The organism is Streptomyces sp. NPDC056486 (genome assembly GCF_042795295.1).
Taxonomy (GTDB): domain Bacteria; phylum Actinomycetota; class Actinomycetes; order Streptomycetales; family Streptomycetaceae; genus Streptomyces.
The window spans coordinates 17086-30274 of record NZ_JBHTSF010000063.1; the positions used below are offsets into that span (position 1 = coordinate 17086).

At 69.0% G+C, this 13189-nt stretch carries 10 protein-coding genes and 1 pseudogene; 8 read left to right on the top strand and 3 right to left on the bottom strand.

Features of this window, described 5'->3' with window-relative positions; genetic code table 11:
* Positions 1-139: 139 nt before the first annotated feature.
* The 8 genes and pseudogenes from ACFQ7F_RS24030 to ACFQ7F_RS24065 form a co-directional block, all read left to right on the top strand.
* Positions 140-1642: a gamma-aminobutyraldehyde dehydrogenase gene (locus ACFQ7F_RS24030; RefSeq protein ID WP_383273672.1), complete on the top strand. Its 1503-nt coding sequence runs from the start codon at positions 140-142 to the stop codon at positions 1640-1642.
* A 71-nt stretch (positions 1643-1713) separates the two neighbouring features.
* Positions 1714-2958, top strand: coding sequence for a PotD/PotF family extracellular solute-binding protein (locus ACFQ7F_RS24035; RefSeq protein WP_383273674.1), 1245 nt, complete (start codon positions 1714-1716; stop codon positions 2956-2958).
* A gap of 48 nt (positions 2959-3006) precedes the next feature.
* Positions 3007-4167 carry an ABC transporter ATP-binding protein gene (locus ACFQ7F_RS24040; protein WP_383273676.1) on the top strand — a complete coding sequence of 387 codons (1161 nt, stop codon included), beginning with the start codon at positions 3007-3009 and terminating at the stop codon, positions 4165-4167.
* Positions 4164-5093, top strand: a complete 930-nt coding sequence (locus ACFQ7F_RS24045; protein ID WP_383273678.1) for an ABC transporter permease — start codon at positions 4164-4166, stop codon at positions 5091-5093. The genes ACFQ7F_RS24040 and ACFQ7F_RS24045 overlap by 4 nt, the downstream gene beginning before the upstream one ends.
* A complete protein-coding gene (locus ACFQ7F_RS24050; RefSeq protein WP_383273680.1) occupies positions 5093-5896 on the top strand; it encodes an ABC transporter permease in 804 nt (267 codons plus the stop codon). The genes ACFQ7F_RS24045 and ACFQ7F_RS24050 overlap by 1 nt, the downstream gene beginning before the upstream one ends.
* Before the next feature lie 46 nt (positions 5897-5942).
* Positions 5943-7361, top strand: coding sequence for an NAD(P)/FAD-dependent oxidoreductase (locus ACFQ7F_RS24055; RefSeq protein WP_383273682.1), 1419 nt, complete (start codon positions 5943-5945; stop codon positions 7359-7361).
* A gap of 142 nt (positions 7362-7503) precedes the next feature.
* On the top strand, positions 7504-7974 hold the full coding sequence (locus tag ACFQ7F_RS24060) for a hypothetical protein (RefSeq protein ID WP_383273684.1): 471 nt from the start codon (positions 7504-7506) through the stop codon (positions 7972-7974).
* Between the two features lie 309 nt (positions 7975-8283).
* A pseudogene (locus ACFQ7F_RS24065) lies at positions 8284-9291 on the top strand (chitinase); the annotation flags it as partial.
* On the opposite strand, the gene ACFQ7F_RS24070 reads toward ACFQ7F_RS24065, so the two are convergent.
* From ACFQ7F_RS24070 to ACFQ7F_RS24080, 3 genes are all read right to left on the bottom strand, one after another.
* Positions 9279-9875 (bottom strand): phosphatase PAP2 family protein, encoded by a 597-nt coding sequence (locus ACFQ7F_RS24070; RefSeq protein WP_383273686.1) that lies wholly within the window; start codon positions 9873-9875, stop codon positions 9279-9281. The pseudogene ACFQ7F_RS24065 and the gene ACFQ7F_RS24070 overlap by 13 nt on opposite strands.
* Positions 9876-10380: 505 nt before the next feature.
* Positions 10381-11715 (bottom strand): 4-aminobutyrate--2-oxoglutarate transaminase, encoded by a 1335-nt coding sequence (gabT, locus tag ACFQ7F_RS24075; RefSeq protein WP_383273688.1) that lies wholly within the window; start codon positions 11713-11715, stop codon positions 10381-10383.
* A 173-nt stretch (positions 11716-11888) separates the two neighbouring features.
* Complete coding sequence (locus tag ACFQ7F_RS24080) at positions 11889-13103, bottom strand: hypothetical protein (protein ID WP_383273690.1); 1215 nt, start codon at positions 13101-13103, stop codon at positions 11889-11891.
* Positions 13104-13189 lie beyond the last annotated feature (86 nt).

Below are 13189 nucleotides of genomic sequence, written 5' to 3' on the forward strand. Positions count from 1 at the left end.
TCGACAGATTCCGTCGCGTAACCAAAAGGCAACAACGGAATCACTTGTTGGAGTACCTCTGCTCTGTCAGGATCGGCACTCAAATCGATCTGGAGCTACGCCGACCCCTGGGACGGGGACGACGGCGGAGGAGAGCGTCATGCACAACTTCCAGGCCCAGGACCACTTCGCAGCAGGCGCGCAGTACATCGCGGGACGGCTGACCGAGGGCACATCGGGGCGCACGCACGCCGTCGTCGACCCGGCCACCGGCGACGAGGTCCACCGGTATGAACTCGCGGGCGAGAAGGACGTCGACGCCGCAGTCGCCGCCGCCGCGCAGGCGTTCCCGGAGTGGGCGGGCGCGACCCCGGGCGAGCGCTCCGACGCCATGCACCGCTTTGCCGCCGTACTGGCCGAGCGCGCCGAGGAGTTCGCGCAGGCCGAGTCGCTCCAGTGCGGCAAGCCCATCAAGCTCAGCCGCGAGTTCGACGTGCCGGGCTCCGTCGACAACGTGGCCTTCTTCGCGGGCGCGGCCCGGCATCTGCAAGGACAGTCGGCCGGTGAGTACTCCGGTGACCACACCTCGTACGTACGGCGTGAGCCCATCGGTGTCGTCGGGTCCATCGCGCCCTGGAACTACCCCCTCCAGATGGCCGCCTGGAAGGTGCTTCCCGCCATCGCCGCGGGCAACACGATCGTTCTCAAGCCCGCCGAGCTCACCCCCTTCACCTCGCTCCTCTTCGCGCAGGCGGCCACCGAGGCGGGCATCCCCGACGGTGTCGTCAACATCATCAGCGGCGCAGGACGTGACGCGGGCGAGCGGCTCGTGGGGCACCCCGACGTCGCCATGACCTCCTTCACCGGGTCCACCGGCGTCGGCAAGCGCGTCGCCGAGATCGCCACCTCCACCGTGAAGCGGCTGCACCTGGAGTTGGGTGGCAAGGCGCCGTTCGTCGTCTTCGATGACGCCGACCTCGAAGCCGCCGTGCACGGCGCGGTCGCGGGCGCGCTCATCAACACCGGGCAGGACTGCACGGCCGCCACGCGCGCGTACGTGCAACGTCCGCTGTACGACGCCTTCGTAGAGGGCGTCGCCGCGCTCATGGAGACCGTACGGCTCGGTGATCCCTTCGCCGATGACACCGACCTCGGGCCGCTCATCTCGCACGTCCACCGCGACCGCGTCGCCGGTTTCGTCGACCGGGCGCGCTCCTACGCGCGCGTGGTCACCGGTGGCGAGGCGCTCGACCACCCCGGGGCCTTCTACAAGCCCACCCTCATCGCCGACGCCGCACAGGACAGCGAGATCGTGCAGGCCGAGATCTTCGGTCCGGTGCTCGTCGTGCTGCCCTTCGACTCCGACGACGAAGGCATCAGGCTCGCGAACGACACCCCGTACGGCCTTGCCGCCTCCGCCTGGAGCCGCGACGTCTTCCGTGCCAACCGGGCGACGCGTGAGATCAAGGCGGGCTGTGTGTGGGTCAACGACCACATCCCGATCCTCAGCGAGATGCCGCACGGCGGATACAAGGCATCCGGCTACGGAAAGGACATGTCCGCCTACTCCTTCGAGGAGTACACCCAGATCAAGCACGTCATGTTCGACAACACCGCGGTCGTCCGCAAGGACTGGCACCGGACGATCTTCGGGGACCGATAGCCGACAGCCGACAGCTGGAAGGCCGCCCCCGACCAGCGGCCGCCCATCCTCCCGAAAGGGCAACCAAGCGTATGGAGCAGTACGAGCCCGACCCCCTCTCCCCGGCCCGACTGGCCGCCATGCACCGCAGTCTCAGGAACGGCAGGGCCGCCCTCACCCGCCGCTCCCTGCTGCGCGCCTCCGCCGGCGGCGCGTTCGCCCTCGGCGGTCTCGGCGCACTCAGCGCCTGCGGGATCCCGGCAGCGAGCAAGAGCCAGGGCGACGTCTCGTCCGACGACCACTCGGCCAAGGAGAAGCAGATCAACTTCTCCAACTGGACCGAGTACATGGATGTCGACGACCACGAACGCCGCCCCACCCTGGACGCGTTCACGAAGCGCACCGGGATCAAGGTCAAGTACACCGAGGACATCAACGACAACGTCGAGTTCTTCGGGAAGATCAAGCCGCAGCTCGCCGCGGGCCAGGAGACCGGGCGCGACCTCATCTGCGTCACGGACTGGCTCGCGGCCCGGCTCATCCGCTTCGGCTGGGTCCAGAAACTGGACCCGGCCAACCTGCCGCACGCGTACGCCAACCTGTCCGCCCAGTTCCGCAACCCGGACTGGGACCCGGGGCGGTCCTACTCGTACCCCTGGACCGGCATCTCCACCGTCATCGCGTACAACAAGAAGGCGACCGACGGCGAAGACATCACCTCCGTGTCGCAACTCCTGGACAACCCCAAGCTCAAGGGCCGCGTCGGCTTCCTCTCCGAGATGCGCGACAGCGTCGGCATGACGCTCATCGACATGGGCAAGGACCCCTCGAAGTTCACCGACGACGACTTCGACGCGGCCATCGCCCGCCTCCAGAAGGCCGTCGACAAGCAGCAGATCCGCCGCTTCACGGGCAACGACTACACGTCGGACCTCGACAAGGGCGACCTCGCCGCGTGTCTGGGCTGGGCGGGCGACATCGTCCAGCTCCAGGCCGACAACCCCGACATCGCCTTCCACATCCCGGACCAGGGCTACATCACGTCCACGGACAACCTGCTCGTCCCGAACAAGGCGCGCCACAAGCGCAACGCCGAGCGGCTCATCGACTACTACTACGAGCCCGAGCCCGCCGCACGCCTGGCCGCGTACATCAACTACGTCTGCCCCGTGGACGGTGTGCGCCCCGAGCTGGCGAAGCTCGACAAGGAAGCCGCGGCGAACCCGCTGATCCTGCCGGACAAGGAGATGGCCGCTAAGTCGCACGGGTTCCGCTCGCTGACGCCGAAGGAAGAGACGGCGTACGAGGAGAAGTTCGCCAAGCTGACCGGTTCCTGACCCGATTCCCTCGTCCCGATCCGATCCCCTCGACCCCCTGGACGCACCATGACGACTGCTACAGAACACGGCGGCGACGTCCGCCTCACCGGGATCAGCAAGACGTACGGCTCCTTCAAGGCCGTCCGCCCGCTCGACCTCACCGTGCCGCAGGGCTCCTTCTTCGCGCTGCTCGGCGCGTCCGGCTGTGGCAAGACCACCACGCTCCGCATGATCGCGGGCCTTGAGGAGCCCAGCTCGGGCACCGTGCACCTGGGCGAGCAGGACGTCACGGCGCTGCCGCCGTACAAGCGGCCCGTCAACACGGTCTTCCAGTCGTACGCGCTCTTCCCGCACCTCGACATCTTCGAGAACGTCGCCTTTGGCCTCCGCCGCCGCGGCATCAAGTCGGTGAAGGGCCAGGTCGGCGACATGCTCGACCTCGTCCAGCTCGGCGAGCAGGCCCGCAAGAAGCCGCACCAGCTCTCCGGCGGCCAGCAGCAGCGCGTCGCCGTCGCCCGCGCCCTGATCAACCACCCCAAGGTGCTGCTCCTGGACGAGCCGCTCGGCGCACTCGACCTCAAGCTGCGCCGCCAGATGCAGCTCGAACTCAAGCGCATCCAGACCGAGGTGGGCATCACGTTCATCCACGTCACGCACGACCAGGAGGAGGCCATGACGATGGCCGACCAGGTCGCGGTGATGAACGCGGGCGGCGTCGAACAGCTCGGCGCCCCCGCCGACCTCTACGAGAACCCCCGCACCACTTTCGTCGCCAACTTCCTCGGCACGTCGAACTTCATAGAGGCCGAGATCGGGGGCCGCAGCGGCGACGACCTCACCCTCAAGGCCGGTGACGGCAAGCTCGTCCTGCCCGCCGCGCGATGTACGGCGCCCACCACCACGGGCGGCAAGGTCATCCTCGGCGTACGCCCCGAGAAGATCTCCCTCACGCACGCCGACGACGCGGGGCAGATTCCCGAGGGGCGCAACCGCATCACGGGCCGCATCGCCGACAGCAGCTTCATCGGCGTATCGACGCAGTACGTCATCAACAGCCCGATCTGCCACGAGTTCGAGGTCTACGCCCAGAACATCGAGCGCGACACCCGCCTGGTCCCCGGCGTCGACGTCGTCCTGCACTGGAACCCGGCCCACACTTTCGGCCTCGACCCCGCCCAGGACATCGACGCGGGAGTCGAGAAGGTCGAGGAGGACGCCTCCGCATGACGACGACCCTCACCAAGGCGGCCCCGGCGCAGGAGCCGGACGAGCCGCCGCGCAAGGTCCGCAAGCGCGGCCGTCTCGTCCCTTACTGGCTGCTGCTGCCCGGCATCCTGTGGCTCGTCTTCTTCTTCGCGCTGCCGCTGGTCTACCAGGCGTCGACGTCCGTCCAGACCGGCTCCCTGGAAGACGGCTTCAAGGTCACCTGGCACTTCGCCACCTACTGGGAAGCGCTGAGCGACTACTGGCCCCAGTTCCTGCGCTCGGTGATGTACGCGGGCGCCGCCACGATCCTGTGTCTGCTGCTCGGCTACCCGCTCGCGTATCTGATCGCGTTCCGCGCGGGCCGCTGGCGCAATCTCATCCTCGTCCTGGTCATCGCGCCGTTCTTCACCAGCTTCCTCATCCGTACGCTGGCGTGGAAGACGATCCTCGCGGACGGCGGCCCCCTCGTGGGCGCCCTCAACACGCTGCACGTCCTCGACGTCACCAGCTGGCTGGGCGTCACGGAAGGTGACCGGGTCCTTGCCACACCGCTCGCGGTGATCTGCGGACTCACGTACAACTTCCTGCCGTTCATGATCCTGCCGCTCTACACCTCGCTCGAGCGCATCGACGGCAGGCTGCACGAAGCGGCGGGCGACCTCTACGCGAAGCCGTCGACGACCTTCCGCAAGGTGACCTTCCCGCTCTCCATGCCGGGCGTCGTTTCCGGGACGCTGCTCACCTTCATCCCGGCGGCGGGCGACTACGTCAACGCGGATCTGCTCGGCTCCACCGACACCCGCATGGTCGGCAACGTCATCCAGACGCAGTTCCTGCGCATTCTGGACTACCCGACGGCTGCGGCCCTCTCCTTCATCCTGATGGCGGCGATCCTCGTCATGGTCACCTTCTACATCCGCAAGTCCGGGACGGAGGATCTCGTCTGATGGCTGCCTTCTTCCGCTGGCTCCGCGGCAAATTCGTCGTCATCGCGGGTCTGCTCACCCTCGCGTATCTGCTGCTCCCGAATGTCGTCGTGACGGTGTTCTCCTTCAACAAGCCGAAGGGGCGCTTCAATTACGCCTGGCAGGAATTCTCGCTCGACGCCTGGAAGGACCCCTGCGGCGTCGCCGACATGTGCGGCTCACTCAGCCTGAGCCTGCAGATCGCGGCCTGGGCGACGATCGGCGCGACCGTGCTCGGCACGATGATCGCCTTCGCGCTCGTGCGCTACCGCTTCCGGGCGCGCGGCGCGGTCAGCTCGCTGATCTTCCTGCCGATGGCGATGCCCGAGGTCGTCATGGCCGCCTCGCTGCTCACGCTCTTCCTCAACATGGGCGCGCAGCTCGGCTTCTGGACGATTCTCATCGCCCACATCATGTTCTGCCTCAGCTTCGTGGTGACCGCCGTCAAGGCGCGCGTGATGTCCATGGACCCGCGCCTGGAACAGGCCGCACAGGACCTCTACGCGGGGCCCGTGCAGACCTTCGTCCGGGTCACGCTGCCGATCGCCGCACCGGGCATCGCGGCGGGGGCGCTGCTCGCCTTCGCACTCTCCTTCGACGATTTCATCATCACGAATTTCAACGCGGGCTCGACCGTGACGTTCCCCATGTTCGTCTGGGGATCGGCGCAGCGCGGTACGCCCGTTCAGATCAATGTGATCGGTACGGCGATGTTCCTCGTCGCCGTGATCCTGGTGCTCGGCGGGATGATCGTCTCGAAGCGCCGCAACAAGCAGGCCAAGTAATCCGGTCACTCGGTATCCCGGCAAGAATTCTGAAGGAGTGGAAATCATGGCCCCAAGCGCCATGACCCGTTTCACCAAGTCCCTCGCCGACGCCCGGCCTCTCTCGTACTGGCTCGACGACCCCGGCAAGCCCCGCGCCGAGCCCGCCCTCACCGGCGACGAGCAGTGCGATCTGCTCGTCGTCGGCGGTGGCTACAGCGGACTGTGGAGCGCGCTCATCGCCAAGGAGCGCGACCCGGACCGCGATGTGGTCCTGGTCGAGGGCCGCGAGGCGGGCTGGGCCGCCTCCGGGCGCAACGGCGGCTTCTGCGCCGCGTCCCTCACGCACGGCATCTCCAACGGCCTGTCCCGCTGGCCCGGCGAGATCGCGAAGCTGGAGGAGCTCGGCGCCCGCAACCTCGACGAGATCGAGGCGGCCGTCAAGCGCTACTCCATCGACTGCGACTTCGAGCGCACCGGCGAGATCGACGTGGCCACCCAGCCGCACCAGCTCGCCGAACTGCACGAGATGTACGAGGAGATGGCTGAGCACGGCCTCGCCGGCGGCTCCGAGCTGCTCGACGCGGAAGCCCTGCGCGCGCACGTCGACTCACCGACCTTCCTCGGCGGGCTCTGGGACCGCGATGGCGTCGCCATGCTCCACCCGGCGAAGCTGGCCTGGGGCCTCAAGCGCGCCTGCCTGGAGAAGGGCGTACGCGTCTACGAGCACACGCCCGCGCTCCAACTCGTCTCGTCCGGCGCCGGGATGGCCGTGCGCACCCCGTACGGCCGGATCCGCGCCCGGCAAGTCGCGCTCGCCACGAACATCTTCCCCTCGCTGGTCAAGCGCGTGCGCGCGTACACGGTCCCGGTCTACGACTACGCCCTGATGACGGAGCCGCTGACCGAGGAACAGCTGGCGGCCATCGGCTGGCAGAACCGCCAGGGCCTTGGCGACAGCGCCAACCAGTTCCACTACTTCCGGCTCTCCGCCGACAACCGCATCCTGTGGGGCGGCTACGACGCGATCTATCCGTTCGGCGGCAAGCTGCGCGCCGAGCACGACGACCGCCCCGAGACGTACGCGAAGCTGGCGGGCCACTTCTTCGCCTGCTTCCCGCAGTTGGAGGGGGTCCGGTTCACGCACGCGTGGGGCGGCGCCATCGACACGTGCTCGCGCTTCTCGGCGTTCTTCGGCACGGCTCACGCGGGTCGGGTCGCGTACGCGGCGGGCTACACCGGGCTCGGTGTCGGGGCCACCCGCTTCGGTGCCGACGTCATGCTGGACCTGCTCTCCGGCGAGCGCACGGAACGTACGTCCCTGGAGATGGTGCGCACGAAGCCGCTGCCGTTCCCGCCGGAGCCGTTCGCGTGGACGGGCGTGGCACTGACCAAGTGGTCCCTGGCCAGGGCGGACGAGAACGGCGGCAGGCGCAACCTGTGGCTGAAGACGATGGACAAGCTGGGCCTGGGCTTCGACAGCTGACCGGCTCGATCAGCTCCGGGTCCGGGGCCGCTCTATCGACTGTTCGTCAACAAGTTCCCGGAACCCGCGTAATGCTCCGGCCCGAGCCCCCTCTCTCCTGTGACAAGCACAGCTGTTGCACAGGAGAGAGGGAGGTCCCGCCATGACTGGTTCGGACTCGGGGGCGAAGTCGGCGGTCGAATGGCTCGTATCGGTGGCGCCGGACCCGGATGCCTGCCGCCGGGAATGGGAGCGCAATCCTGTCGGGGTCGCGCTCCTTCCTGCGGGCAGGCTCTGGGACGTACTCATTCTTCCCGGCGAACTCGGCTATCCCACGCTCGACGTACTGACCTGCTGCATCGACCGCCCGGGCCCGGTGCTCGCCGACTTCGGCGACTCCCGCATGGGGTTCTTCGTGCCCGCGGGCACGGTGGCCCGCTGGATCGGCACGGGGGTACGCGGCGCGGGCCTCGGCACCTGGATCGTGGTGCCCTACCCGGGGCGTTCCACGGGCGGCGTCCGCTGGCTGGTCCCGCCCGACGGGTCGGGCACGCTGACGGATCCGGGGCTTCTCGAACTCGCGATGCACGAGGCGGCGGCGCAGCTGGCGCCGCGGGAGCAGCCGGAGGGGTAGTCGGCGATAGGCAGGAGCAGGCAGGAGCAGGCAGGCGTAGCCAGGAGAGCAGCCAGGAGCAGTTTTTGACGGGACCTTGACAACTTGATTGGTCTGGACCAAATTGAGCGGCCCACCCTCCCATCCCCCCCATGCCCGGAGGCAGTTGTGGACCGTTCATCGCCGCGGCACGTCGCGCGTCCCCTCACGCGCCGCATCAGACGTCTCACCGTGGCAGCGGCCACGGCCTGCGCGCTCGCCGCGTCCGGCCTGCTCGCCGCCGAGGCCTCGGCGGGCCCCTCGACGGGTCCGGTGCCGAAGGCCGCCGCCGACCACGCCCTGGTCGGCTATCTGCACACGAGCTTCGCCAACGGGTCCGGTTACACCCGGCTCTCTGACGTCCCCGACAGCTGGGACATCATCGACATCGCCTTCGGCGAGCCGACCTCCGCCACGTCCGGCGACATCCGCTTCAGCCTCTGTCCGCAGACCGAGTGCCCCGGCGTCGAGTCCAAGGACGAGTTCAAGGCCGCGGTCAAGGCCAAGCAGGCGGCGGGCAAGAAGGTCCTGATCTCCATCGGCGGCCAGAACGGCCAGGTCCAGCTGACCACCACCCAGGCCCGCGACACGTTCGTCTCCTCGGTCTCCGCGATCATCGACGAGTACGGACTCGACGGCCTGGACATCGACTTCGAGGGCCACTCCCTCTCGCTGAACGCCGACGACACGGACTTCAAGAACCCGAAGACCCCGTCGATCGTGAACCTCATCTCGGCCGTCAAGACCCTCAAGTCCAAGTACGGCAGCGGCTTCACGCTCACGATGGCCCCCGAGACCTTCTTCGTGCAGCTCGGATACCAGTTCTACGGAACCGGCAAATGGGGCGGCCAGGACCCGCGCGCCGGAGCCTACCTCCCGGTCATCCACGCCCTGCGCGACGACCTCACACTGCTGCACGTCCAGGACTACAACTCCGGCCCGATCATGGGCCTGGACAACCAGTACCACTCCATGGGCGGCGCGGACTTCCACATCGCGATGACCGACATGCTGCTCACCGGCTTCCCGGTGGCGGGCGACGCGAACAACGTCTTTCCCGCGCTGCCTCCGGAGAAGGTGGCCATCGGCATGCCCGCATCGACGAACGCGGGCAACGGCCATGTCCCCACGAGCGAGGTCAACAAGTCCCTGGACTGCCTGACGAAGGGCACCAACTGCGGCTCGTACAAGACGCACGGCACCTGGCCGGGGCTGCGCGGCCTGATGACCTGGTCGATCAACTGGGACCGTCACAACAGCTGGGAGTTCTCGAAGAACTTCGACGGCTACTTCGGCTGAGCCGGGTCCGTTTCCGCTTCCTCTTCCTCGGCGCGGCGGCCGTACCGCGCCACCACGAGCACCATCACCTGAAGCACCATCCCGAACAGGCACCAGCTGGCCACCACGTCCAACGGCCAGTGATACCCGCGGCGCACGAGCCCGAGCCCGACCCCGAAGTTCAACAGGGCGCAGGCGATGACCAGTTCACGCCGTGCGTACGTGCCGTGCAGATAGGGGAGCAGGAGCAGCGCCGCCCCGCCGTAGGCGACCATGGCGGTGGCGGTGTGGCCCGATGGGTAGTAGCCGCTGCCGTCCATGCCGGGCGGTCCTGTGCGGTCGATGAGTTCCTTGAGCGGGATCACAAGCGCGGGGACCGCCGCCATGGCCACGGCGGCGGCCACCGGGGCCAGCCACCAGCGGAACGCACCAGCGGTGCGGGCGCGCCATCCGGCGTAGGCGATGACCACGGCGAGGAACGGCACGGCGACGGCGACCCCGCCGAGATCGGCGAGGAGTTCCGCGGCGCCGTCCGGGAGGCGGCTTCCGGTGATCCAGGGGCCGAGCCGCTCGTCCGCGTCGCGGAGGGGGCCGTCGGCGATCACTTGCCAGCTGATGAGCGCGAAGAGCAGCGCGCAGAGGCAGAAGAGGAAAGTGGTCGGCCGCCCCGGAACAGGGGGGGTAGTTCCGAGGCGGCCGTCCTGACCGGTGTGCCGCGCGCCCCGGGGGGTTTGGGGCGGGCGGCCATCCGATCGGTGAGGAGTTCCGAAGCCAGAAGCTCCGGGTGTGTGCGCGATGGCACGACCAAGACGGGGCTGGGGAGGCTCCGTCCCGGTGTCGCCCACAGTCCCCTGTGAGCGGGGTGTTTCTCTCATCTGCAGAAACCGTACGTCAGGTGTTGGCGGGCCGACAGGCGGAACGGGAACCCGACATGGGGCCCGCACACCTTCTTCACACGCCCTGACGGTCACCCCAGGTCACGACTCTGGCACCGCACGAGGTACACACACGTCAGGGCATGTGCGTATACATACGGAGCCGGGATCTTTCCCCCTTTGGGGTGATCCCGGCTCCGAACGGCTCCGCTGGACGCCTGGCGAAAGGGCGCGATCAGACGCGCGCGAACGCCGCCTCGATGATGTCCAGGCCCTCGCTGAGCAGGTCGTCGCCGATGACGAGCGGCGGCAGGAAGCGCAGGACGTTGCCGTACGTGCCGCAGGTCAGGACGAGCAGGCCCTCCGCGTGGCAGGCCTTGGCGAGCGCGGCCGTCGCCTCGGGGTTCGGCTCCTTCGTGGCGCGGTCCTTGACCAGCTCGATGGCGATCATCGCGCCACGGCCGCGGACGTCGCCGACGATGTCGTACTTCTCCGCGATGGCGTTCAGGCGGGCCTTCATCGTCGCCTCGATGGCCTTCGCCTTGCCGTTGAGGTCGAGCTCCTTCATCGTCTCGATGGCGCCGAGCGCACCGGCGCAGGCCACCGGGTTACCGCCGTAGGTGCCGCCGAGGCCGCCGGAGTGCGCGGCGTCCATGATCTCGGCGCGGCCCGTGACGGCGGCGAGCGGCAGACCGCCCGCGATGCCCTTGGCGGTCGTGATCAGGTCGGGGACGATGCCCTCGTCCTCACACGCGAACCACTGGCCCGTACGGCAGAAGCCGGACTGGATCTCGTCCGCGACGAAGACGATGCCGTTGTCGTTGGCGTACTTCACGATCTCGGGCAGGAAGCCCTTCGCGGGCTCGATGAAGCCGCCCTCGCCGAGCACCGGCTCGATGATGATCGCGGCCACGTTCTCCGCGCCGACCTGCTTGCCGATCTGGTCGATGACCTGCTTGGCGGCCTCGGGCCCGGCGTTCTCCTCGCCCGTCGGCCAGCGGTAGCCGTAGGCCACCGGCACGCGGTAGACCTCGGGCGCGAACGGCCCGAAGCCGTTCTTGTACGGCATGTTCTTCGAGGTCAGCGCCATCGTGAGGTTCGTACGGCCGTGGTAGCCGTGGTCGAAGACGACGACGGCCTGGCGCTTGGTGTGCGCACGGGCGATCTTGACGGCGTTCTCGACGGCCTCGGCGCCCGAGTTGAACAGGGCGCTCTTCTTGGCGTGGTCACCCGGCGTCAGCTCCGCGAGCTGCTCGGCGACGGCGACGTAGCCCTCGTACGGCGTGACCATGAAACAGGTGTGGGTGAAGTCGGCGAGCTGCGCGCTCGCACGGCGTACGACGGCCTCGGCGCTGGAACCGACCGACGTCACGGCGATGCCGGAGCCGAAGTCGATGAAGCGGTTGCCGTCGACGTCCTCGATGATGCCGCCCGCCGCGCGCGCCGCGAAGACGGGCAGCACGGAACCCACGCCGCCGGCGACCGTGGCCGTACGGCGGGCCTGCAGCTCCTGGGACTTCGGCCCGGGGATGGCGGTGACGACGCGGCGCTCCTGCGGAAGTGCGGTCATGGGGTGCTCCTGGGGGTGGGGCGAGGCGGACGCTCGAGTACGTGCTTTCCTGCTTGCTTTCTTCGCAGGTTAGGGGCGGAGGGTGAGGGCGGGCATGCTCCACGGGGGAGTTGTTGGGCGTGGCGGTTTGTCCGCGGTGGACAGGTAGTGGGCACAGCGGCCGGGTCGGTGGGTCAGCGGGCGGGCGCGAAGCTCAGGGGGCGGGCGCCGCCGGGCAGGGAGACCATGCATCGGGCGCCCGGATCGCCCGCGATCCACAGACGCGTGGCGTGCGCGGGAAGGTACACGCGCCAGGGGCTCGGGGTCAGGATCCGGTTGCCGACGGTCACCAGCTGCTGCCTGCCGCGGCTGCGGATCGTGCAGTCGACGGGGCGCCACGGGTGGGCGGCCAGGAGACGGGTCGTGCGGCGGGTGCTGAGGAGCACGATGATGTGCAGCGGCAGCCCTGCCAGCTCGGCCAGCAGGAGGGTCATGAGGACGCCGATCCTGTCGTGGTCGCCGTTGACGACGATCACGATCTGTACGGCGAGCAGCGCGGGCCAGAGCAGGACGAAGAGGAGGACGCGTCGGCGCATCCGGTCGCGCATCGTGCGGGCCGTGGGCGGATGGGAGAGGGCCGGACGCAGGCGGTCGGGGGTCTGCGGATCCGCGGCCGCGGGGCCGCGGTGGCGCCGGGCGGCGACAAGGGCGTTGCGCTGGTCGAGATGGACGAGTCTGCGGGGTGCCTTCGCCCCTCCCGTGCGTGCGGAAACGGACGCGGACGCGGATGCGGACGCCGACGCGGACGCCGACGCGGATGCCGCGATGACCACGGCTTCGCGCGGGTCGCCGCAGCACCACAACACGTCGATCTCCGCCCGCTGTTCGGCGGTGGCCCGGGGGCGCATGCGCCGGATCCACCAGTGGGTGCCGGGATGGATGACGAGGAGGAGGGGGAGCCGTGCGTCCGGGTCGTCCGGGGCCTCGGGGTCCGGGACCGCGATCCACGGTTCGTTCTTCGCCGCCGCAGGATGGGCCGAGAAACCGTGCTCGGCGCCCTCGATCGACTGCCAGGGGTGGCGGCGAAGGGTGCGGCGTATCCGGACCGTACCGGGGAGCGCCGCCACCAGCAGCCAGAGGAGGCGGTAGGCGGCGTAGACGGTGTACGCGAGGAGCACCACGGAGGTCAGGGTGAAGACGTGCCGCATGATGCCGTACAGGGCGAACCAGACCGCGACCCACGCGGCGAGGGCGAGCACTGTCCCGGCCGTGTGCCGTCGCCAGGCCCGGCGGGTCGAGGGGTCGTCCCAGGCGGTCGGCCCTCCGGGCCAGGGGAGTGGGGGCGGCTCGGCGAGGGGGTCGGGTTCCCGTCGGCCGGCGGCCGTGTCGGTGTCCTTGGGAGCGGGCATCGGACGACCGTAGCCGGATTGATGTGTTCTGCCCAGATCGCGGAGTCCCTTGTGCCTGCCCATTCCCGCAGGCACCGGGCGCGTAT